Raw genomic sequence first — 21034 nt, 5'->3', positions numbered from 1 at the left:
AACCACTTTTCTGCGCGCCGTATGGCCGAAATGTACGAAACCGCATACCGCACCGTCGTCGCAGATAAGCTAGGCCACGCGGGACGCGGCGCACGGAGGAGCAGCCACGCCGCTGTCGGCGACGTGGCCCGGGGCCTTGCCGGAATCCGGCACGGCGCCCCACTGGCGCGGCGTACGGATACCGTCACAGACTTGGTTTAGGGGTCGAGGACCCTTCGAATCTCCGACTGCAGTCCGGCGCGAGCGTCGATGCGAGGAGCATAGCCGGGTGCGGCGATCTTGGTCTCCAAGGTCTCCGGTGTAGATTTCCACTTGCGACCCAAGAGCGCACGCGCGCGCTCCGCGTCTCGCGCCAAGATGCGGACGGGGTCGTTGCGCTTCGGCAGGGCACCGACAATTGCACGGCCTACCAATCCGGTCGCCCCGGTGACCAGCACACGAGGTTCGGTCGTCGATTCCAATTCGGTCAGAAGTTTCGAGGATGCCTCTTCTTTGAGCGGCCTGGAGCGGGAAACGGGATTCGAACCCGCGACCCTCTGCTTGGGAAGCAGATGCTCTACCACTGAGCTATTCCCGCTCGCCTATAGAGCCGGTCTACGACACTACCTATTATAGCCCCTTCCGTTCTCGCGCGCGGGTATTGGCATGCCCACGTGTGGTCTGAGATGTAGGCCGGCTACGTAGGGTTACCGATCCGGTATTCAGAAAACGGCTCCCCGTGCCGCATGCAGCGAACACGCGTGAGGCGTCCCCCGACCAGCGACTCGAGCCACCGGTGCACCATGTCGCACACTTCGGCGTGCTCGACCGCGAGGCGCATCACCGGACAGTTGTGCTCGCGCAGTAGCTGCTCGCCGGCTTCCGAGGTTAGCACCGGCATGAAGCCGCGCTCGGCGAGAATTTTTCTCACCTCTTCGAGCCGCTCGCGGCCGCTCAGCCGGACTACCCGCGGGCCGTCGCGTTCGATCCATTCGTCGCCGACCGACTTCAGGGTGCGCGCGAGTCCGTCCGGCTCGTTCCGGTCCAGCGCGTCGAGCACGTCGGCGGCAAATGCTTCGTAGCCTTTGGGGAAGAGGTCGTCAGCGGCCGGCGTCGTCTCGTAGACGACACTGGGACGCCGCGTCCCGCGGCGCATGCCGCGGCGCTTCACGAACCCTTCCGCCTGCAGCGCGGTGAGGTGGTTGAGGACCGCGGTGCGCGTCAGGCGCAGTGCGGCCACAAGGTCGGGGACCGTCTGCCCGCCCCGCACCCGAATCCGTTCGAGGATCTCGCGCCGTGTGTCCCGCATCACCGTGTTTATCATACACTGCCGCGTGGGTTATAGTCAAAATAACAAATATAATAGTTGATATTGACGATATGCCTCGCGTCATGCTAGCGTCGATCTGCCGGTTGTTGAGTGTTACGTCCGGTAATGGGAAGGGAGGAATCGCCGTGGTGTCTGCCAGGAAGTGGGTTCTCGGCACGATTGTCGTACTTGGCATGCTCTCCGCTCAGATCGCGCCTCCGGCGTACAGCCAGACCGCCGCTCCGGATCCCGCGAAGGTCGCGAATTTGAAGATCGCGCTGCGGGATCTCTACATCAACCACATCTTTTGGGTGCGCTCGCTCGTGATCGCCACCCGGTTCGGGGACAAGGCGGCCGTATCAGAGGCCGACGAGTACGGTTTGAAGAACGCGAAGGCGATCGGCGAGTCGATCGCCCCGTTCTACGGCCAGGCGGCCGGAGACAAGTTCGCGACCCTGTTCGTCGGCCATTACTCCGCGGTGAAGGCGTACATGCGCGCCGCCTTCGCCAACAACTTCAAGGGCAACCCCGCGATGAAGAAAGCGGCGATCGCCCAGCTGACCAAGAACGCCGACGACATCGCGGCATTCGTCAGTTCCGCCAACCCGAATCTCCCCAAGGGCACCGTCTACGGGCTGCTGCTGACACACGGCCAGCAGCACGTGATGATGATCGACGCGGTGGCCAAGAAGGACTGGTCTACCGAGGCCGACATGTGGGACCCGATGGTGAAGCACATCTACACGATCGCCGACGCGCTGGCGACGGGGGTGGCGAAGCAGTTCCCCAACAAGATTTAGCCGGCGGAGCCGATTCGGGGTAAGTATCTTCCCGAAACAGGGCAGGAGAGGCCCCCGGGCCTGGGCGGGATCGGGGGCCTCGTCACGCCGTCGGCTAACCCCCGCCGCATTGGGGTAAAGACTCCGTGGTCACGTTACGGGGGGATCCGCTCACTTACCGCACGACTCGGAATCCAAAGGGACGGTGCCTTACATGACGAGAGCCGCTTCGCTCTTGTTGTCAGGACTCATTGTGGCCTCGCTGGCGCTTACGCCGGCGGATGCCGGACCCGGGCCGAAGGGCGGACCCGGCGGGCCTCCGGGTCAGAGTGCCATGGCCCGGCGCGCGGGAGAGCCGTTCTGCCCGACGAGGGCGCTCATCGCCGGGAACGTCGTTATCCCGGCCGGACAGTGCTTTATGCTGTCCGTGCTCCGCGACCGCACCGGGGTGTTTCTCGCGTTCGTGCCGCAGGGGGAGCGGATCCCGCCGGGACAGCTCGTGCGGTTGAACACGCCGGCGGGCCCGAAGCTGAAGGGCCGCCTGTTTCTCATTCCGTTGACCGCGACCACGGCGCCGGTGCCGATGGATAGCTTGACCTTGGTCGCGACGCAGATCGTGATCCTCGCGACGGTGGTCCGGATCGTCTTCACGAGCGTCGCGGTGCAGCCTGTCGACATCCGCGAGCGCTAAACGCATCAGGCCGAGAGGCCCCCGGCCGGCAGCAAGACCGGGGGCCTCATGATAACTTCCCGAACAGGGGAAGGCAGCCCGACAGATCAGCCTTCGGTCGGCATGTGCAGATACATTGACTGGATGGCGAGCCGCCCCGGCCCGGTGAAGCGATTCCAGAACAGGTTGCCCGCGCTCGCGAACAAACCGGTGGACACCTTCTGAAAGATCGTCTGCATCTGCACGCTTCGGTCCTTGTAGATCCAGCCGCCCGGTTCGACGTCGATCTCCTCGCCCGCGCCGAGCGTCACCGTGAAGACGTTGCCGTACCCGTGCAGCCACAGTACGCCTTCCGAGCCGATGCACGAGAACGTATCGATGAAGAATCCGGTGCCGCCGAACAGCACGCTGGCGGCGCCTTTCACGCGGTTGAATGTGTAGTTGACCGCGTCCGTCGCCGCGAGAAACTGATGCTCGCGCACGTCGATCGCCTCGCCGGCCTTGAGGTGCAGCGCGAAGACGTGGCCGGCGCCGTCGCGACTGAAGGCGATCCGGCCGGGTCCCTGTGCCTGCGTGATGAACACGGGCATCCCGGACAGCACGCGCTTCAACGCGCCTTTCAGCGGCTTAAGCGAGATCTCGACGCGCGGATCCTTCCACAGCAGCACGTGGTGCTCGAAATAGGCGGGAACGTTGCCCAGTTCCAGCTGCAGCACGGGGACGAGTTCCCCATCGATGTGATACGTGACGCCGCCGAACGTTTCGCCGCGCGCTTCCGTCGGGAGCACGGTCGGAACCGCCATGCCAACACCTCCCCGTCTAAACGCGGGACCACGGGCCGCCTTTGCGGCCTGCCGCCCGGTGGGTCGCGGGTCTCGTATGCCCCTTTTCCGGAGCCGTCAGACCCCGGCGTCGATCACCGTGCGGAGCCCTCGGCCCTTTGTGTTTTCGGGGCCGGCGGCTCCGCCGGCAGCGGGGGGCGCTGTGCGAGGCGCCGGTCGAGGAGTGCCACGAGCGCGCGGGCGATCGTCTCCTTGCCCTGCACGACCTGTTCCACCGTCCCGTCCGGCCGGACGAGGTGCCCGGTATGCGTGCCGTGTTCGATATCGCGCATGTCGTTGGCGACGACGAGGTCTGCGTGCGTCCGGCGGGCCCAGTCGGCGGCGATGCCGACCAGGTCCGCCGGCGACTTGTCGACCTCCAACTTGAAGCCGATGAAGAACGTCTGTGGGGCGAGGTCCCGCACGAGCGCCGCCGCCTTCGGGGTCGGGACGAACCGCACGGTCCACTCGCTCAGGCTGCTCGAGACTTTCTCCTCCCGCGTCTCGGCCGGCTGGAAGTCGAGCACGGCCATCGCGTGCACGACGGCGTCGTAGCCGGCCGGCAGTTCCTGACGGAAGACCGCGACCAGGTCGTCCACCGTGTCGATCGGCAAAACGCGCAGGTGCTCGATCCGGCCGCCCCGGACGAGCGGCAGCGCACTGCCGCGTCCGTAGACGAACGTGACGTCGGCGCCCGCCTCGAGGGCGGCCTCGGCGATCAGAGAGCCGAGCCGGCCGGTCGACTTGTTCGAGAGAAACCGGACGGCGTCGATCGGTGCGCGAGTCGGGCCGGACGTGATGAGAATGCGACGTCCCCGAAGGCTCATGGCGGTATCTACTACGCGGTCCGCCCCGGGGCCTCGCGCGCGTCCCCGGCGGCGTTCGCAGCCTCCTGCAGCGCGAGTTCGATCTCCTCGCGGACCGCGGCGTCGCGCTCGCGCTCGAGCCGCGCGGTGAGGCCCTGGGCCGCCGCCTCGCCGCCGATCCGTCCGAGCGCCCACGCGGCGTGCCCGCGCACGAGCGCGTCGGCGTCCTCGAGCGCTTCGCGGAGGGCCGGCACCGCGGCCGGATCGCGCGCGTTCCCGAGCGCCACGGCGACGTTGCGGCGGAAGCCGCGCCGCTTCGCCCGTGTCACCGGCGACCCGCGGAACCGGCGCCGGAACTCCGCCTCCGTGACGTTGAGCAGCGGGATGAGCTCCGGGCGCGCGCCCGTCTCGGGACGCGGCGCGAGTTCGGGATGGCGGGCCGCGGCCGTGCGCACGTTGTGCGGACACACGGCCTGGCAGATGTCGCATCCGAAGATGTGGTCGCCGATCTGCGGCCGCAGATCGCGGGGGATCGCGCCCCGGTGCTCGATCGTGAGGTACGAGATGCACCGCCGGGCGTCCACGGTGTACGGCGCGATGATCGCCTTGGTGGGGCACTCGTCGAGGCAGATCCGGCAGCGGCCGCAGTCGCCGTCCGCCTGCGCGTCGGCCGCGAGCTCGAGGTCGGTGAGGATCTCGCCGAGGAAGACCCACGAACCGTACGCGCGCTGTGTGATGATCATTGTGTTCTTGCCGAACCACCCGATGCCGGCCCGCAGCGCGGCCGCCCGATCGATGACGGGCCCGGTGTCCACGTAGTAGCGCGCGACCCGCGCGCCGTGCGCGCGGAGGAACCCGGCGAGCCGCCGCAGGCGCGGCTCCATCACGTCGTGGTAGTCGTCTCCGTGCGCGTACCGGCTGATCCGGCCGCGCGGATCCCGTTCGGAAGGCGCCGCTCCGCTTTCGGCGGCGAGGCCGCGAGATGCGCGGCCGCCGTCCTCGCCGGGCGTCGCGTCGCCGTAGTAGAGGGCGACGACGACGAGCGCGCGCGCCTCGGGCACGACGGCCGTCGGGGCGGGCGAGCGCGGCGCGTTGCGCGCCATGTACGCCATCTCGCCGTGGTAGCCGCGCGCCACCCAGTCCGCGAGGGCGCGGCCCTCACGGGCGAACGGCGCGGCCGTCGCGATGCCGCAGAGATCGAAGCCGGCCGCCCGCGCCTCGGCTTTGACGGCGGCGGCAAGCGTCGCGGGGGTCACGGGTCGAGTATAGCATCGGCCCGGCACGGAGGACTCGACCGGAAGCGCGGGAACCTGTCGTGCCGTGAACGCCTCCCCAGCGCTCGTCGTCACGGACGTCGCACGGTCGTTCGGCCGGCGGCGGGTGCTGCGCCGCGTGTCGTTTCGCGCCTACCCGGGCGAGATGATCGGCGTCGTGGGGGAGAACGGCGCGGGGAAGACGACGCTCCTGCGGATCGTGGCCGGCCTCTTGCCCGCGAGCGCCGGCGCGGTCGAGATCCACGGCCGGCTCGGGTACTGTCCGCAAGAATCGCAAACCCACGCGGCGCTGACCGTGGCCCAGAACATCGAGTGGTTCGCCGCGGCCTACGGCATGCCGGACGCGGGCCCCGCGGACGCGCTCATGCGGCGGCTCGGGTTCGAGCAGTACCGGCACGCGCTGGTGCGCGATCTGAGCGGCGGCACCAGGCAGAAACTCAACCTTGTGCTGGCGCTGATGCACGCGCCGACCGTGCTGCTGCTCGACGAGCCGTACCAGGGATTCGACTGGGAGACCTATCAGCAGTTCTGGGCGCTCGCCGAGGAGTCGCGCCGCGCCGGCCAGACGATCGTCATCATCTCGCATCTCTTCTACGATCTCGCGCGGTTCGACCGCGTGCTGCGGCTTCGGGACGGCGTGCTGGAAGCGGACGCCGCCTCGTGATCACGCAGTTCGGCACGACCTTCCGGCTCAGTCTCGTCGAGCAGAAGCACAACCGCTTCGCGATCGCGCTGCTGCTCTGCTACCTGCCGGGCTGGTACGGCATCATCGCCGCGCTGTCGGCCGGGACGATCGCGTTCAAACTGCGCGCGTTCGGCATCATCGTGATTACCACGCAGGAGCGACTCGGACTGCTGACCGGCATGCTGAACGCGACGACCCTGATCATGGGCTTCGTCGGCCTGACCGTGATGCGCCAGTCCGAGGCCGTGGATCAACGGCTGGTGCTGTGCGGGCATTCGCGAACCGCGCTGGTGCTCGGCCGCCTGCTCGCGCTCGGGCTCGTGTCGCTGGCGGTCGCCGCGTACGCGACCGGCGTGCTCGCGCTGTTCTTTCCGCTCCGGCACTTCGCGCTGGTCGCGGTGGGGTCGTTCGTCGCGATCGCCGCCTACGTCGCGATCGGCATGCTCGTCGGCGTCGTGCTGCCGGGAGACCTCGAAGGGCTCTTCTTCATCATCATGCTGAGCATCGTCGATACGTTCATGCAGAACCCGGTCGGCAGCGCGGCCGCCAACCACCAGGTGGTGGAGTTCTTCCCGTCCTACCTGCCGATGCAGATGGTGGTCGCCGGGGCGCTCACGGGCCGCGTGGCGTGGTGGCAGTTCTGGGCCGGGCTGGGATGGGCGGCCGGCTTCGGCGCGCTCGTGCTGGCGGCGTTTTGGTACCGGACGCGGACGGAGAAGCCGTACGGTTAGGCGGACTGCCGCGCGGCGATTCCCGTTTTGAACCCCACGATGTGGAACGAGCCCAGCCGGCGGTTGGTCGTCGGCTGCCACTCCACCTGGATCGGCGCCGCGAAGTCGGGCGCCAGCCGGCCGTGCTCGATCCAGTAGCGGGCGTGCGCGTCGTTGAGGATCGCCGGGCTCGCCTTCGCGACGAGCGTAATCGGCGCGTCGACGACGTACACCTCGTCGAGTTCCGGCACCGCCTCGAGGCCCGCGCGCAGCCGCCCGCGGACCCCGGCCGGCGGCAGCGGACGCACGTTGACGAGCCCGATGTTGCGCCCGAGCGGGCCGATGATCTTGACGTTGGCGAGGTCCGCCGCCGCCCCCGCGTCACGCAGCACGCGCAGGACCACCTCGTTCGCCCGCGCGACCGCGCGGCCGTGGTACTCGGGCGAGATCAGCGGCTTGAGCAGATGCTTGAGCTTGCAGCCCTCCCGGCCGGGGTTCTCGCCGATCCTGGGCGGGCGCACGCCCATCTCGTCCGCGAGCGCGCGAATCGCCGGCTTGTCGAGATCGAGGAGCGGCGCGTAGTAGCCGTTGCAGACGCGAAGACCGAGCTGCCCCCACGTGTCGCTGCGGTTCGCGCCGGTGAGCACGAGCCGGCCGCCGGAAACCGCCTTGACCATCCCGAGCTTGATCTCGCGGGTGCAGCGGTTGCAGGCAGGTCCGGCCGCCTGGACCCGGTGCTGCTTGTACTGGCCGAGCAGGCAGCGCTGGCGCAGGCCGAGCGACTCCGCGACCTCGAGGACGATCTCGTTGCCGCGGGTGTAGGCGTACTCGCCCATGTTGACGGTGACGAGGAGCACCCGATCGGACCCGAGCGCGTCCCGCGCGAGGGCCGCGACGACGGTGCTGTCGAGCCCGCCGCTGAACGCGACGACGACCGACGCCCCGGCCGCGGTCGTGCGGACCTCTTCGATCAGCCGTGCGCGCGGGTCCGCGGCCGTCGACGCAATCGTGGCGGTCTGCTCCATGTTCTCAGCCTAGCCGAATCGCCGCCCATTGTCATCCGGCGGCACGAAGGAGAGCCCTCGGGCCGCAAGAAGAGGAGAGGGATCGTCGACCGCACACGGACCGGTGGTGCCGCGGTCCCGTCGACGCCGTTTCGGGGGTGGGGAGATGCGAACGCGGATCTGGGCCACGGCTGTCGCGGTGGCGCTCCTGGCCGGGATGTGGCCGGCGGCCGTCGCCGGCCAGGGCAGAGTGGCGATGACGTTCTGGAGCTGGCGCGGCGAAGACCGGGCGTTCTACGAGGGCATGATCAAGAAGTTCCAGGCGCAGAACCCGGGCGTCTCGATCGAGTTCCAGACGTACAAACCGACCGAATACAATACGGTGCTGTCCGCGGCGATGCAGGCCGGCAAAGGGCCGGACATCGTCCACCTGCGCGCGTACGGCGCGCTGCAGCCGTTTGCGCGCCCCGAGTTCCTCGTCCCGCTCGATGACCAGGTACCGGAGCTCAAGACGTTCTCGCGGCAGTGGCTGGACGGCGCCCGCAGCCAGGCGGATCATAAGGTCTACGGCGTGCCGTTCGCGGTGCAGTCGCTCGTGATCTTCTACAACAAGAAACTGCTCCAGCGCGCCAACGTCGCGCCGCCCGCCGGTTTCTGGACCTGGGACCAGTTCATGGCCGCCCTCCGGTCGCTGAAAGACAAAGGCATCACGCCGCTCGCCAACGGCGGCAAGGAGGGGTGGACGCTCGAGATCGCGATGGGCGTGCTCGGCCCGAACTTCTACGGCGGCTCGAACTTCTACGAGGCCGTCACGCGCGGACAGACGACGTTCAAGAGCCCGCAGTTCACCGGTGCCCTCGCGAAGATGCTGGACATTCGCCCCTACCTGCCTCAGGGCTACATGGGCGTCGCGTACACCGACATGCAGCAGCTCTTTATCAACGAACAGGCCGCGATGTACGTCGGCGGCATTTTCGAGCTCGGCTACTTTCAGAGCCAGAACCCGTCGCTCGAGATGGGCGTGATGCCCGGCCCGGTGGCCAAGGCCGGCGACACGCCTTGGGTCAGCAGCTACGACGACGGCAACTACGGGGTCAACGCCAAGACGCCGCACATGGCCGAGGCGATCAAGTTCATCCGCTTCACCGCGACCCGCGAATGGGGCCAGGCGTTCACCGACCAGCTGAAGCAGATCTCGGCCGTGCCGGGCGTGGAGGTCCACGATCCGCTGCTCAAACAGACCGTCGTCTGGATGCGGCACGCCACGCCGTACGTCATGCTGGTCGGCTTCCGCTGGAAGAACCCGACCGGCAGCGAGCTGATTCAGAACGATTTGCAGGGCATGTTCGCGGGCCGGTTGACGCCGCAGCAGGTCGGCGACGACGTGACGCACGGCCTCAGCACCTGGTTCCAGCCGTTCGCCAGCCGGTAGCGCCTCCGGCCCATCCGGGGCCGTGAACGATGCAATTAAGGCGGGCGGTCCTTCCATATAAGACGGTCCGCGCGCTGTGGGTCGCGGTGTGTCTTGCGCCGGCGCTGCTGCTCTTCAGCGCGTTCGTGGCGTACCCGGTCGTGACCGCGATGGCGTACGCGTTCTCGCGCTGGGACGGTATCGTGCGCGCCGGCTTCGCCGGACTCGACAACTTTCACCGGCTCCTCACGCTGTATCCGTACCGGGAACGGATGGCGGCCGCGTTCTGGCACAACGTGTGGACGTTTCTGCTGACGATGATCGTCCAGAACGGGCTCGCCATGCTGTTCGCGGTGCTGCTGGCCGGGCGCGCGTGGGGCGTGCGATTCTACCGCGCGGTGTTCTTCATGCCGGTCGTCCTGTCGTTGGTCGTCGTCGGGTTTCTGTGGCAGCTGTTCCTGAACCCCGTCTGGGGTGCCGTGAACAAGCTCCTCGTGCTGGCCGGCCTGGGGGCCCTGGCCCGTCCCTGGCTCGGCGACCCGCAGACGGCGCTCGTCGCGCTCGTGCTGGTCAACGCGTGGCGGTGGGTCGGCTTTCCGACGATCGTCTTTCTCGCGGGCATCCAGGCGATCCCGGACGACTACCTCGAGGCGGCCCGGCTGGACGGCGCGGGACCCGCGACCATCTTCCGGCGCATCGTGCTGCCGCTGCTGGCGGCGCAGGTGAACATCATCGTGATTCTGACCTTCATCGGCGCGTTCAACTGGTTCGAGCTGCCCTACGTGATGGAGGGCGTGACCGGCGAGCCGTTCCACAGCACCGACGTGCTCGGTCTCTTGTTCTACCGGTCGGCCTTCGGCGCGGTCGACACCGGCAACCCCGACGTGGGCCTGGGATCGGCGATCGCGGTCGTCATGTTCGTGCTGATCCTGGTGACGAGCGGCCTGGGCGCCGTATACTTGAGGCGCCGGGAGGTGGAGGCGTGAGTGCCGCGCCGGCGGGCGTCCGCCGGCCCTCGGCCGCGCCGGTCCTCTCGGTGCTCACACAGGCGCTGCTGGGCGCAAACGCGCTTCTCGTCATCCTGCCGCTCGTCTTCATGGCGCTGTCGTCGCTGAAGACTACGCGGGAAATCTTTCAGCGGCCCTTCGGCCTGCCCTCGTCGCCGCGGTGGGACAACTACACGCAGTTGTGGAGCGCCGCGCACTTCGCGGCCTACATGCGGAACAGCGTCGTCGTGACGGTGATCTCCATGGCGCTCGTGCTGGCGGCGGGCACCCTCGCCGCCTACGCGTTGGGGCGGTACCGGTTCCGCGGCAACGACCTGATCTATCTGTTCTTTCTGAGCGGCATTATGGTGCCGATCCGCCTCGCGATCATCCCGCTGTTCGTCATGATGCGCGACTTGAGACTGCTCGACTCGCTGGCGTCGCTCGTGCTGGTCTACGCGGCCTCGGGTCTCCCGAGCGCCATCTTCATCCTCACGGGCTTCTTCCGCGCGCTGCCCCAGGACCTCGACAACGCGGCGCGCGTCGACGGGGCGGGAGAGGCGGCGATCCTGTTTCGCGTCCTGCTGCCGCTCGCCCGGCCGGCACTCGCGATCGTGACCGTGTACAACATCATCCCGATCTGGAACGACTTCTTCTTCCCGCTGGTGTTCATCCACGCCGAGCGGCTGAAGACGCTGCCGCTCGGCCTCACCGTGTTCTTCGGCCAGTACGCGACGAACTGGGCGGCGCTCTTCGCCGGGCTGACGCTGTCGGCCGCGCCGGTGCTGCTCCTCTACGTCGTCATGTCGCAGCAATTCATCAAGGGGCTCACCGCCGGCGCGGTCAAGGGCTAGACGGTCGCGTCGCTAGGCCGTCGGCGAAAAATCCGCGGGCTGGAGCAGCGCCGTCCGGATGCTCTCCACGATGAAACCGTGCTCGTGGCTCTTGTTCCGCGCGGCCTGCCATTCGGGATCCGCCTGGAAGGCGCCCCAGCGCTTCTCGCGATCTCCCCAGTCCTCGTAGCGCGTCATGTACACGAGCTCATCGACTTCGCCGACGACGGTCTCCCAGAACCCGACGACGTGGATCCCGTGCTTCTTGAACATCCCCATGGTGACGTTGCGGAACCTCGCCAGCACGTCGGCCTTGCGGCCGGGCATGCAGCGGTAGACGCGCAGTTCGTAGACCATCGGCGGCACCTCCGGATGTGCGATTATTGCGGCGCGCGGCCGTTGCCCCCTCCAAGGACTAGGCCACGGGATGCGCGGCCGTCGCCGAATAGCAGGGCGAGGCCGGCGGGCGACATGAACATCGCCCGGTGGTCGTGGCCGACCCCGGGTACGATGTGCAGCGAGTGCGTCGCGAGCACCGCCGGCCCAAGCAGCGCCTGGATGTAGCGGAAGTACCGCTGCCCGCGCTCGAGCCGCGTCGCGCCCTGCGCCATCGCACCGCAAGACTTGTCGAGCGAATCGCTGTTCGGATCCGAATCCGCTTCGCCGAGGAGGTAGGCAACCGCCCGGCGTCCGTACTCCCGCGCGAGGGCGCCGTCCGCGCCGCCGAATGCCGAGACCGCCGCGGCGCCGTAATCGTTGAGCTGCTCCAGTCCGTACCGGTACCGGTTGTAGTCGGCGCACCGTTCGCGGGGGTACGGGGCCAGCGCGCCGTCACCGTCGAGGCGGCGGTCGTCGAAGTAGAGATATGACGACGGATTTGAAACGACGTAGCGGACCGCAATGCCCTCCCGTTCCAGCGGCGCATGGGCGCGGGTGAAGGGAATGTACCGGTGGACGAACTGGCCGCCGGCCGAATGTCCCGCGACCACGACGGTCCGAAGCGCGGGAAAGCGATCGCGATCACGCGCCGCGCTCAGGATGGCGTCGAGGATCTCGTACGAACTCGGACCGCCCTCGGGATGGACGGTCCGCTCGCCGACCTTCCAGCCTTCCGGCGTCCAATACGGGATGTCCGCGTCCGGCCGGAGCGCTTCCGCGTCCGGGACGGCGAGCAATTGCGGCGCGACGATGAGCGCATGTTCGGGCCCGGCCCCCGCGGCGTTCGCGGCCGCGACGGTGCTCGCAAAATACACGTCCGCGTTGCGCAGCGTGCCGTTCATCATGACGACGAACCGCGTGACGGCGGGATGGCGCGCGAGTAGATCGCCCGTGGCGTAGTAGGGCATCCGGACCGCGCGGCCCTCCGCCCGGACGGGAAACACCCGGTCGGCAATCTGTCTGACGGTCTCGGGAGCCCGGGCGCGTTCGGACGGCTCGGGTGCGGTCATGACCACTCCTACCCCGGCGTCGGAAGAGACTCCTGTTTCGGCGGATTCTGCTGCAGAGGGCTCCGCCGCGACGCGACCGTATGAACGGCGTATGCCTGCGCCTTCGCTCGTATCGCTCGACGAGATACGCGCCGCCGGGGACGTCGTCGCCGGCCGGCTCGTGCGCACGCCGCTGCTCTCCGTCAGCCTCCCGGTGCGCGGGGCGCCGGCCCCCGGCCGGGAAGCGGGCACGCGGGTCTGGCTCAAGGCTGAGAATCTGCAGACGACGGGGTCGTTCAAGCCGCGCGGGGTGCTTAACAAACTCCGGCACCTCACGGCCGAGCAGAAGCAGCGCGGCCTGATCACGATCTCGGCCGGCAACCACGCGCAGGCGCTGGCCTACGCCGCGGCCGCCGAAGGGCTGCGCGCCCTGGTCGTGATGCCGGAGGCCGCGAGCGCGACGAAGGTCGCCGCCACGCGGGGGTACGGCGCCGAGGTGGTGCTGCACGGCACGACCCAGCAGGCTCTCGACAAGATGCACGAGCTACGCGAGGCGCGCGGCCTCACGCTCGTGCATCCATACGACGACGCGCTGGTGATCGCCGGCCAGGGCACGGTCGGGCTGGAGATCCTCGACGATCTTCCCGACGTCGACGTGGTCGTCGTCCCGGTCGGCGGCGGCGGGTTGATCTCGGGTATCGCGGCCGCGGTCAAGCAGAGCCGTCCGTCCGCGCGCGTGGTCGGAGTCGAGCCCGAGGGAGCGCCGACGATAACGGAAGCGCTTCGCGCGGGGCGTCCGGTGCGGCTCGAACGGATCGCGACGATCGCCGACGGCCTCACCGCGCCGGTCGCCGGGCAGCTCACGCTCGCCCACGTGCAGGCCCTGGTCGACGAGATGGTACTGGTTTCCGATGAGGAGATCGCCGAAGGGCTCCGCGCGGTGATGCGGCACGCCAAACTCGTGGCGGAGCCGGCCGGCGCCGCGGGAGTGGCCGCGCTGCTGGCCGGGCGGGTGGCGGCGGCATCCGGCGCACGCGCGGCCGTCGTGGTGAGCGGCGGCAACGTCGACCTCGCCCGGATCAAGCAGGTGTTGTAACGCGTACCACGGCGCCCGGCCTCACCATATCGCTCGCCGTCCTGGGCTTCAATCTGCTCGGCGACGGGATCCGTGACGCGCTCGACCCGCGCCTGCGCGACTGAGCCCCGCCGTCGTGCCGGGCAGCACTTCGTGGTGGCCGATCCCGAGGGTCTTAATCCACCGCTGCTGCCCGAACGTGAGCGCGACGAAGAAACCGAGCTCGACCAGTTCCGGCGCGGTGAAATGGCGGTGCAGCTCCGCCCACAGCGCATCGTCGGCGATGCCGGCGTTCCAGACGACGGCGCTCGTGTAGGTCAGCGCCGCGCGCTCGCGCGCGGTGAAGCGGTCCGACTCGGTGAAGTTGAGCAGATCGTCGTACTTGGCCTCGGAAAGCCCCTGCCGTCCAGCCTGGACGGAGCGCTGTACCCCTCAGTATTCGCAGTCGATCGATTTGGAAACGTAGACCCGGCACAGTTCCTTGAGGGCATGGTCCAGGACGCCGTGACGGAATGTCAGGTCCCAGGCCTGCGAGAAGGCGCGGATGACCGCGGGGTTGTGGGCGCGGACCGCCTGGCTCTCGGGCCGCGGCGTGCCCTCGCGGCTCGCCTGCTCGAGGTAGCCGCGGATCTCAGGGTCGGTGACGCTCGACGGATCGACGTACGGAATTCTCGGCATCGCATGCCCCTCGCGCTGAGACGTTCGGCGCACGCGGCCTTCGCGGGATCGCGACGCCCCTCCTTCGGGGGCCGTCTCGCTGACGGCCCGGGGTTTGGATTCGGGCATAATGTAGTGTCAGCGAACGGGCAAAGGAGGCAGCAGCGTGGGACTCGATGAGATCGAAGCGATGCGGGGACGGCTCGCGCGGGCGGAGCGGAGGCTGCGGATCACGTCGCTCGGCTGGCTCGTCGCGGCGATCGTGATCGCGGTGTTGTGGATGGGCGCGCAGCAGGCCCAGTCACAGTCGTCCACGGTGGTGGCGCACCGGATCGCGGTGCAGGATCAGAACGGCCGCGACCGGATCGTCCTGTCGTTCGACGCCAAAGACCGCCCGGCGATCTGGCTGCGCGACGACGCCGGCAAGGATCGGGTGTTCATCGGCTTTGGCAGTTTGGCGGGGCGGCCGCTGATCGGCCTCAGCGACGAGGCAGGACGGCAGCGCCTCAGCCTGACCTTCAGCGTCCAGCGCGACACGCCGGAGCTCAACCTCTTCGACGAAAACGGCAAGCATCGGGCGGTGCTCGGGTTCGCGGAGACGGGGAACGCCACACCGGTGTTGAGGTTGATGGACGAACGCGAGAAGGACCGGATCTATCTCGGCTGGAGTTCCGCGGAGAAGCCCGTGGTCCTAATCGCCGACGAGTCCGGCAAGACGCTGTGGTCGGCGCCGGCCCCGTAGGGAGCATCGCCGTGGACGGAGCCCTCGAGGCCCTTCGCCGGGACCTGGCACGGTTCGAGCGCCGCACGCGCATGTTCTGGCTCGCCGGCTTCGTGGCCGCGGTGATCGTCGCGGTCCTCTGGGGCGGTGCACGCCAGGCTCAGTCGCAGGCCGCGGCGCTTCGGGTGCGTGAACTCGACGTGGTGGACCAGTCGAATCATCCGCGGATCGTGTTGGGCCTCGACGCCGGCAACCGGCCGGGGATTGGGATCAACGACGATGCCGGCAAGACGCGTGTGCGCGTCGGTCTCGGCGTGCAGCCCGCCTCGCCCCTGGTGTTCCTGGCGGACGCGGCGGGACGCCCCCGGTTATTCGCCGGGTCCAACGTCGAGCACGGCGACTCGCAGTTCACCCTGTCCGACGCGGCGGGCGCGGCTCGTACTTACTTTGGGTTCGGCGCGCAGCTGCGCACGCCGCAGATGGCGCTCAACGACGATCGCGGGAAGGACAGGATCTACGCCGGCTGGACGACCGCGGGCGCGGCGGCGTTCTATCTGCTGGACGACGCCGGTAACATCACGTGGCGCAGCGGTCCCGGGACCCCGGCGAAACCGGCCGCGCCGTAGCTTACCCGGCGCGCTCCTCCGCCGGGCGTACTTTGCCGAAGCCGATCAGCAGCAAGACGTCGTAGACGCCTTTGAGCACGCCGCCGATGATCAACGGCCAGCCGAACGCCGAAAGGCCGAGCAGGTAACCGGCGAGGATCGGACTGACGGCGGTGGCCAGACTCCGCGGAACGGCCGTGACGCTTGCCGCCGCCGGTCGCTCGGCCGGCGTCACGACCGCCATCACATAGGACGTCCGGGTCGGCACGTCCATCTGGGATAGGGCGTTGCGCGCGAGCAGCAGGACGATCGCGGTCGTCAGGTTCGGGGCAAACGGCACGAGGATCAGCAAGATGTTGGACGGCAGGTGCGTGAACACCATCGTATTGACGAGCCCGATGCGCTCGGCGAGCGGCACGGCCGCGAGGAACGAGATCGCCGCGCAGAAGCTGCTCCAGAAGAGGATCGCCGACGCCGTGGGAACGGACAGGTGAAATCGTTCAAAGAGCCACAGCGCGAGCAGCGACTGGACGAAAAACCCTCCGCCGAACGAATCGAGGCTGAACAACGCGGCGAGCCGGTAGACGATGCCTTTGGACGCGTCGAGGGGGCGCCGCGGGGCGCCGGCGGCCACATTGCCTTCCACCGCTTGTGAGAGCGCGCGGTAGAAAATGAACGCGACCGCGCCGAGCGCGGCGTAGACCCAGAACATGGCGCGAAGAACAGCCACCGGATTGAGGCCGAGGCGGGCGGCCGCCAGGTCGGGCAGCGCGGCGGCGAGCGTCCCGACGGCTCCCAACAGCGTGCCAAACAGGCTGTACCGGGCGAACAGCGCCGTCCGCTGCTTCGGATCCACCGTCTCGGCGAGGACGGTGTGTTCGAGGGGAAGAAAGACGCTGACATCCCCGCTCGACGGGTTCAAGGTGCCGATAAACGCGATGATCAGGAGCGGCCAGTAGTCGTGGATGACCGCGAACGCGGCTCCCGTGCCCGCCATGAGCCCGCACGAGATCAGCAGCATCCAGCGGCGCGGATACCGGTGCGCCACGGCGCCGAGCCCGAGCGTAAGAAGCGCGGAGCCGACGAGCGTACTCGTAATGATCGAGCCAATGGCAAAGGGCCCGTAGCCGAGCCGCAGGAGATACACCGGCAGCAGCAGCGAGATGAGGCCGTCCGCAAACGCCCGCGCGCTCCGGCCCGCGAGGACCCGACGGGCGTCTTTCGAGAATCCGCGCGGCAGCGGACGCCACCATTCGGTCCCTGTCGTCCTCTGCGCGGCCACCGTCGGCATCTCCGGAGGTGTCGTCACCGCCGCCCCACGTCGCGCCGGTTACCGGTGAGGCGCCGGGTGGGTTGCGTCCGCGCCCGGGCCAGCGACGTGTACAACCCTTCGAACAGCGCCACGCCGTGTGCCTCCCGTTCGGCGTCGCCGAGGCCGCCCCAGCCGCCCAGGATCGCATCGGCGCCCGCGACCTCCGGACGCGAGAAACGCCCGTCCCGCAGATCGATCTCGTGCACGATCTCTGCGACGGCGCGCAGTCCGGGGTCGTCGAGGTCGAAGGCGCGCAGCATCGTCTCGAACGTACAGAGATTGCCGTGGTGCCCGAACGCCGCGCCGGGCACGTCGAACGGGACTTCGTCGGGCTCCGCGGCCGGCGCATAGCGTACCACCGCGCGCGGATTGACGAAGCGGCGGATCAGCCACACGCACGCCAGCCGGTCGACGTGCGGCTGGGGTCGCGTCACCCACCGCGCGGTCCGGTAGGTCTCGAGCGCGGCGCGCTCGACGCGGCCGGCGGACGGGGCCGCGGGGGCAAGATGCTGCTCCAGGCGATCGAGTTCGGCCGCGACGGCCGTTGAGCCGGGCGACTCGAAAAAGTCGATCCGCGCGACCTCGGCGTGCTCGCGGCGGAGCTTCGCCAGGGCATCCCGCGCGCCGCCCGAACCGGCCCGCGCGCCCTTCAGCGACCGGCGGAACTCCGCGACGCGGGCGCTCAGCGCCTCGTAGTCTTTGCGGCGGGCGCCCTGGAACAGCGCGACGAGCGCCTGGTCGCTCATGCCTTCGAACCGGTCGACGTGCATCAGGAGGGCTTCGCCCTTCGCGTCCTCGACCTCTTGAGCGAGCCACTGAAAGGCTTCCATGCATTCCGGGCGCCCGGGCAGCACGTACACGCCGCTCTTCGGCGACACGGCGCCGAGCGTGCGCAGTCGCCGCCACACCGCGACGCGCGGACTCGACCTCGCCTTGGACGGCAGGGAGTAGGAAAAGACGAGCCAGCTCACCCGCGGACGTCCAGCAGCCGCCGCACGCGGGCAACGATCGCGTCGCGCGCCGCCGGGAAGCCGTCGCTCACCGCGGGCACGTCGTCCCACCTGGTTACGGGCCGGCCGGGAGGCGCGAGGGCGCTCAGGTCGCATCCGAACGAGACGACCCGCACGGCGGACGCCAAATCGTCGCGGGTGACGCGCCTGGGGCGGAGGGCTCCGACATCGAGCCCGTCCCCGCGCAGCCCGTCGCGAACGGCCGGCGGGATCGCCGGCTCGGGTTCCAGCCCGGCCGCCGTCGCGGCGACGTCGAGGCCGCGCTCCGCGGCGAATCGATTCCAGTAAGCCGCGGCGATGACACTCTTCGCGGCTCCGTGCAGACACACGAAGACGATCGTTTGCCGGGCCGGCACGGCACACACTCCTTTGACGCCGGCATCCGGCCGCCGCCTCGTCACTTGACGAAGACCCACGCGGGTTTGAGGATCTCGAAGCCCACGAGGCCGACGACGGCGGTGGCGGCCACGAGCAGCGGACTGCTCACCTTCCAGCGGGCGAGCGCGAGGAGGCTCGTGACGGCGATCAGCCCGGTGAGCCAATCGCCGATCGCGATTCGTCCCAGCAGCACGCCCGCGCCCATGATGGTGCCGATCGCCGCCGCGTACGCTCCCTTCACGAAGCCCTGGACGTTGGGATTGTCGCGGTGGCGCATCAGCATCGGCGCGACGATCAAGATGAGGAGAAACGACGGTAGAAAGATGCCGACCGTCGACACGAGCGATCCCCACGGGCCCGCGACCAGGTAGCCGACGAACGTCGCCGTGATGACGACGGGCCCGGGGCTCAGCATTCCCATCGCGACGGCTACCAGGAACTGCGGCCCGGTGAGCCAGCCGGTCTGCTGCACGAGGCCTTTCTCGAGAAAGGGCACAATGACAAGCCCGCTTCCGAACGTGAGGCTTCCGGCCTTCAAAAAGAACACAAGCAGCCGGCCGAAGATCGCCGGCGCCGCAGGGCCGGCCGCAAGCGGCACGGCGGCCAGCAGAGGGATTGCCGGTGCTCCCGACCGCCGGCGGAGGAGGGTGCCGTAATATGCGATCCCGATCGCGCCCGCGGCGATGAACAGGACCGCGACCTCCGCCCGTAGGGCCACAGTGACGGCGAAACACCCGGCGGCGATGGTCCACTGCAGCCGATCTTCCATCCCGAGCTTGGCGAGGCGATAACAGGAATACACGATCAGTGCGATCACGGCCGGGCTGACGCCGTAGAAAATGCCCTTCACCGGCGGTAGGTCGCCGAAGTGGGCGTAGAGCGCGCCCAGCGCCGCGACGAAGACAAAGTTGGGGACGATGAACGCCCACCCTCCCGCCCAGGCGCCCCAAAATCCACCGCGGATGTATGAGATGAAGATGCCCACCTGGATCGCGAGGGGCCCGGGCAGGGACTGGCACACGGCGACGCCCTCTCGAAACTCTTCCCGCGTGAGCCAGCCGCGCTCCGAGACCAGCTCCTTTTCCATCTGCCCGACCAGCGCTACCGGTCCGCCGAAGCCGATCGTCCCGAGCCGCAGGTAGTAGGCGACGAGGTCACGGATGGGCACGCGGTGGGCGGCAGCGTGCTCGGCGCGCGGCGTGTCGTTCCCCATAGAGATTACGCCTCCGTGTACACGTCCGCCCGGCAGCTGCGCGGAAGAAAGACGTACAGCCGCCGCCGGGTGCGGTCGAAGGCGGTGGTGTGGGCCCCGGCTTCCGTCGCGACCTCCTGCACGACGGCCATTTCCCGCGTGTCGAGGACGGCGATGACCCCGGGCTGTCCGATTGCGACGTAGAGATGCGACCCGTCGGGGTTGTACCAGATCGCGTCCGGCTCCCCCGGGATCGCCGCCCCGGCGACTTCCCGCCCGGTATCGAGGTCCACGGCCGCGACCCGGCCGCCGTCGCAGGCGACGAAGGCACGCCGGCCCTCGAAATCCGCGTCGAGACCGTGGGGGCCGGCCGACGAGACCGGCCACCGGGCCGAGACCGCGGCGGTGCCGGCATCGAGCACAGCCACGCACGCAGGCTCCCGGATGTTGATCAGGAACCGGTCGCGGGCGCCGTCGTACACGCACCACCGAGGCCGGCCCGGCAGCGCCGTTTCGCGCGCCGCGGTGTCCGCGCGCGGATCGGCAAGACGTGCTCGGAAATCCCCTACGTCGGCAACGAGCAGCCGCCGGCGGCGCCCGTCCCATGCCAGTCCGTTCGGCTTCGGGCCGACGGCGATTTCGCCCGCGACGCGGCAGGAGCCCGGGTCGACGACGAGGACCTTTCCCGCGCCGCGCGCCGCCGCAAACACCAAGCGCTCGCGAGGAGCGCACAACACGCCGCTCGCTTCGGGGCACCCCGGAATCGTCCCCTCGTGCGTCACCTGTACCCCGTCGATGACCTCGACGGTCCCGGCGGCCGTGTGCGCGACGAACACGCGGCCGGTCTCGGCATCGACGTCGCCGTGGTCGAACCCGCCGTCCCGGGCGTGAGGTGGGAGGACGATCGAGGCGGTGCACGTCAAGCTCACCGCGTCTACCGCCCCCCCGAGACTTCCTGCCGGCACCACGCGTACAGCGCGTCGTACACCGGGGTCTCCAGCCGGATCTTCTCGTGGTCGTTGTCGCCGTGCACCAGCGCAAAGCCGTGCGCGATGGCTTTGAGGCCGGACGCCTCTGGGATGATGTTGATGTCCGCGGCGACGTCGGCGCCGTGGACGATTTTGGCCAACTTCCGGAGGGCCGGGTCGGTCAGATTGTACTTGGCCATGATCGACTCGAAACTGCACCGGCCGTCTACGTGGCCGAGTTCGACGCCCGTGACGTCGTAGGGGATCGCCTTTTCCCGCTCGGCCGCGGCCAGCACTTCGTCCGCGGGCACGTAGATGAACACGGGATCCTTGTCGACAAACTTCCGGATCAGCCAGGGGCAGGCGATCCGGTCCACGTTCGCGTTCTTCCGCGTGATCCATTTCATCGCCGGACACCTCGA

Annotated in this window: 24 protein-coding genes, 1 tRNA gene and 1 pseudogene; 11 read left to right on the top strand and 15 right to left on the bottom strand. The window is 68.9% G+C overall.

Annotated elements, in window-relative coordinates; all coding sequences use genetic code 11:
- Nucleotides 1-502: 502 nt before the first annotated feature.
- Nucleotides 503-577 (bottom strand) — tRNA-Gly (locus VFL28_13420).
- A 99-nt stretch (nucleotides 578-676) separates the two neighbouring features.
- Nucleotides 677-1288, bottom strand: coding sequence for a winged helix-turn-helix transcriptional regulator (locus VFL28_13415; GenBank protein ID HET7265658.1), 612 nt, complete (start codon nucleotides 1286-1288; stop codon nucleotides 677-679).
- A 146-nt stretch (nucleotides 1289-1434) separates the two neighbouring features.
- On the opposite strand from VFL28_13415, the gene VFL28_13410 reads away from it, so the two are divergent.
- Together VFL28_13410 and VFL28_13405 are read left to right on the top strand one after the other, a co-directional pair.
- On the top strand, nucleotides 1435-2088 hold the full coding sequence (locus VFL28_13410; GenBank protein ID HET7265657.1) for a hypothetical protein: 654 nt from the start codon (nucleotides 1435-1437) through the stop codon (nucleotides 2086-2088).
- Nucleotides 2089-2485: 397 nt separating this feature from the next.
- The gene (locus tag VFL28_13405; GenBank protein ID HET7265656.1) at nucleotides 2486-2758 is read left to right on the top strand and encodes a hypothetical protein; all 273 of its coding nucleotides are present in this window, start codon (nucleotides 2486-2488) and stop codon (nucleotides 2756-2758) included.
- Nucleotides 2759-2844: 86 nt separating this feature from the next.
- Here the strand turns inward: VFL28_13405 and VFL28_13400 are convergent, their stop codons facing one another.
- From VFL28_13400 to queG, 3 genes are all read right to left on the bottom strand, one after another.
- Nucleotides 2845-3540, bottom strand: coding sequence for an AIM24 family protein (locus VFL28_13400; GenBank protein HET7265655.1), 696 nt, complete (start codon nucleotides 3538-3540; stop codon nucleotides 2845-2847).
- 113 nt (nucleotides 3541-3653) lie between these two features.
- Nucleotides 3654-4385: a phosphopantothenoylcysteine decarboxylase gene (locus VFL28_13395; GenBank protein ID HET7265654.1), complete on the bottom strand. Its 732-nt coding sequence runs from the start codon at nucleotides 4383-4385 to the stop codon at nucleotides 3654-3656.
- 11 nt (nucleotides 4386-4396) lie between these two features.
- Entirely contained in the window at nucleotides 4397-5620 is a 1224-nt protein-coding gene (queG, locus tag VFL28_13390) for a tRNA epoxyqueuosine(34) reductase QueG (GenBank protein ID HET7265653.1), read from the bottom strand.
- A gap of 64 nt (nucleotides 5621-5684) precedes the next feature.
- On the opposite strand from queG, the gene VFL28_13385 reads away from it, so the two are divergent.
- Together VFL28_13385 and VFL28_13380 are read left to right on the top strand one after the other, a co-directional pair.
- Nucleotides 5685-6302, top strand: a complete 618-nt coding sequence (locus tag VFL28_13385; GenBank protein ID HET7265652.1) for an ABC transporter ATP-binding protein — start codon at nucleotides 5685-5687, stop codon at nucleotides 6300-6302.
- Nucleotides 6299-7054 carry an ABC transporter permease gene (locus VFL28_13380; GenBank protein HET7265651.1) on the top strand — a complete coding sequence of 252 codons (756 nt, stop codon included), beginning with the start codon at nucleotides 6299-6301 and terminating at the stop codon, nucleotides 7052-7054. The genes VFL28_13385 and VFL28_13380 overlap by 4 nt, the downstream gene beginning before the upstream one ends.
- Here VFL28_13380 and VFL28_13375 read toward each other — a convergent pair.
- Complete coding sequence (locus VFL28_13375) at nucleotides 7051-8058, bottom strand: ExsB family protein (GenBank protein HET7265650.1); 1008 nt, start codon at nucleotides 8056-8058, stop codon at nucleotides 7051-7053. The genes VFL28_13380 and VFL28_13375 overlap by 4 nt on opposite strands.
- Before the next feature lie 145 nt (nucleotides 8059-8203).
- Between VFL28_13375 and VFL28_13370 the strand changes: the two genes are divergently transcribed.
- The 3 genes from VFL28_13370 to VFL28_13360 are packed head-to-tail and all read left to right on the top strand — an operon-like array spanning nucleotide 8204 to nucleotide 11288.
- Nucleotides 8204-9469, top strand: a complete 1266-nt coding sequence (locus tag VFL28_13370; GenBank protein ID HET7265649.1) for an extracellular solute-binding protein — start codon at nucleotides 8204-8206, stop codon at nucleotides 9467-9469.
- Between the two features lie 29 nt (nucleotides 9470-9498).
- Entirely contained in the window at nucleotides 9499-10434 is a 936-nt protein-coding gene (locus VFL28_13365; GenBank protein ID HET7265648.1) for a sugar ABC transporter permease, read from the top strand.
- Complete coding sequence (locus VFL28_13360; protein ID HET7265647.1) at nucleotides 10431-11288, top strand: carbohydrate ABC transporter permease; 858 nt, start codon at nucleotides 10431-10433, stop codon at nucleotides 11286-11288. The genes VFL28_13365 and VFL28_13360 overlap by 4 nt, the downstream gene beginning before the upstream one ends.
- A 12-nt stretch (nucleotides 11289-11300) precedes the next feature.
- Here the strand turns inward: VFL28_13360 and VFL28_13355 are convergent, their stop codons facing one another.
- Nucleotides 11301-11624 (bottom strand): NIPSNAP family protein, encoded by a 324-nt coding sequence (locus VFL28_13355; GenBank protein ID HET7265646.1) that lies wholly within the window; start codon nucleotides 11622-11624, stop codon nucleotides 11301-11303.
- Between the two features lie 23 nt (nucleotides 11625-11647).
- A complete protein-coding gene (locus VFL28_13350) occupies nucleotides 11648-12715 on the bottom strand; it encodes an alpha/beta hydrolase (GenBank protein HET7265645.1) in 1068 nt (355 codons plus the stop codon).
- A gap of 91 nt (nucleotides 12716-12806) precedes the next feature.
- On the opposite strand from VFL28_13350, the gene VFL28_13345 reads away from it, so the two are divergent.
- Both VFL28_13345 and VFL28_13340 read left to right on the top strand, forming a co-directional pair.
- Nucleotides 12807-13790: a pyridoxal-phosphate dependent enzyme gene (locus tag VFL28_13345; protein HET7265644.1), complete on the top strand. Its 984-nt coding sequence runs from the start codon at nucleotides 12807-12809 to the stop codon at nucleotides 13788-13790.
- 14 nt (nucleotides 13791-13804) lie between these two features.
- Nucleotides 13805-13894, top strand: a pseudogene (locus VFL28_13340) (ABC transporter permease).
- Between the two features lie 307 nt (nucleotides 13895-14201).
- Here the strand turns inward: VFL28_13340 and VFL28_13335 are convergent.
- Complete coding sequence (locus VFL28_13335; protein HET7265643.1) at nucleotides 14202-14447, bottom strand: hypothetical protein; 246 nt, start codon at nucleotides 14445-14447, stop codon at nucleotides 14202-14204.
- Between the two features lie 145 nt (nucleotides 14448-14592).
- Here VFL28_13335 and VFL28_13330 point away from each other — a divergent pair, with 145 nt between their 5' ends.
- On the top strand, nucleotides 14593-15168 hold the full coding sequence (locus tag VFL28_13330; protein ID HET7265642.1) for a hypothetical protein: 576 nt from the start codon (nucleotides 14593-14595) through the stop codon (nucleotides 15166-15168).
- Between the two features lie 11 nt (nucleotides 15169-15179).
- Nucleotides 15180-15773, top strand: a complete 594-nt coding sequence (locus VFL28_13325; protein ID HET7265641.1) for a hypothetical protein — start codon at nucleotides 15180-15182, stop codon at nucleotides 15771-15773.
- A gap of 1 nt (nucleotide 15774) precedes the next feature.
- On the opposite strand, the gene VFL28_13320 is transcribed toward VFL28_13325, so the two are convergent.
- From VFL28_13320 to VFL28_13295, 6 genes are all read right to left on the bottom strand, one after another.
- A complete protein-coding gene (locus tag VFL28_13320; GenBank protein ID HET7265640.1) occupies nucleotides 15775-17034 on the bottom strand; it encodes an MFS transporter in 1260 nt (419 codons plus the stop codon).
- A 23-nt stretch (nucleotides 17035-17057) separates the two neighbouring features.
- Complete coding sequence (locus VFL28_13315) at nucleotides 17058-18035, bottom strand: chromate resistance protein ChrB domain-containing protein (GenBank protein ID HET7265639.1); 978 nt, start codon at nucleotides 18033-18035, stop codon at nucleotides 17058-17060.
- The gene (locus tag VFL28_13310) at nucleotides 18032-18430 is read right to left on the bottom strand and encodes a hypothetical protein (protein ID HET7265638.1); all 399 of its coding nucleotides are present in this window, start codon (nucleotides 18428-18430) and stop codon (nucleotides 18032-18034) included. Before VFL28_13310 ends, VFL28_13315 begins: the two co-directional genes overlap by 4 nt.
- 41 nt (nucleotides 18431-18471) lie before the next feature.
- The gene (gene chrA / locus VFL28_13305) at nucleotides 18472-19665 is read right to left on the bottom strand and encodes a chromate efflux transporter (protein HET7265637.1); all 1194 of its coding nucleotides are present in this window, start codon (nucleotides 19663-19665) and stop codon (nucleotides 18472-18474) included.
- A gap of 5 nt (nucleotides 19666-19670) precedes the next feature.
- Nucleotides 19671-20573, bottom strand: coding sequence for a YncE family protein (locus tag VFL28_13300; GenBank protein HET7265636.1), 903 nt, complete (start codon nucleotides 20571-20573; stop codon nucleotides 19671-19673).
- Between the two features lie 5 nt (nucleotides 20574-20578).
- Nucleotides 20579-21034: chromate resistance protein ChrB domain-containing protein (locus VFL28_13295; protein ID HET7265635.1), on the bottom strand; the 456-nt coding region annotated here is incomplete at its 5' end.

Source organism: bacterium, from assembly GCA_035691305.1.
In the GTDB taxonomy this organism is placed as follows: domain Bacteria; phylum Sysuimicrobiota; class Sysuimicrobiia; order Sysuimicrobiales; family Segetimicrobiaceae; genus DASSJF01.
Note: the sequence above shows the minus strand (reverse complement) of the source record. Positions and strands in the feature narration are given on the sequence as shown.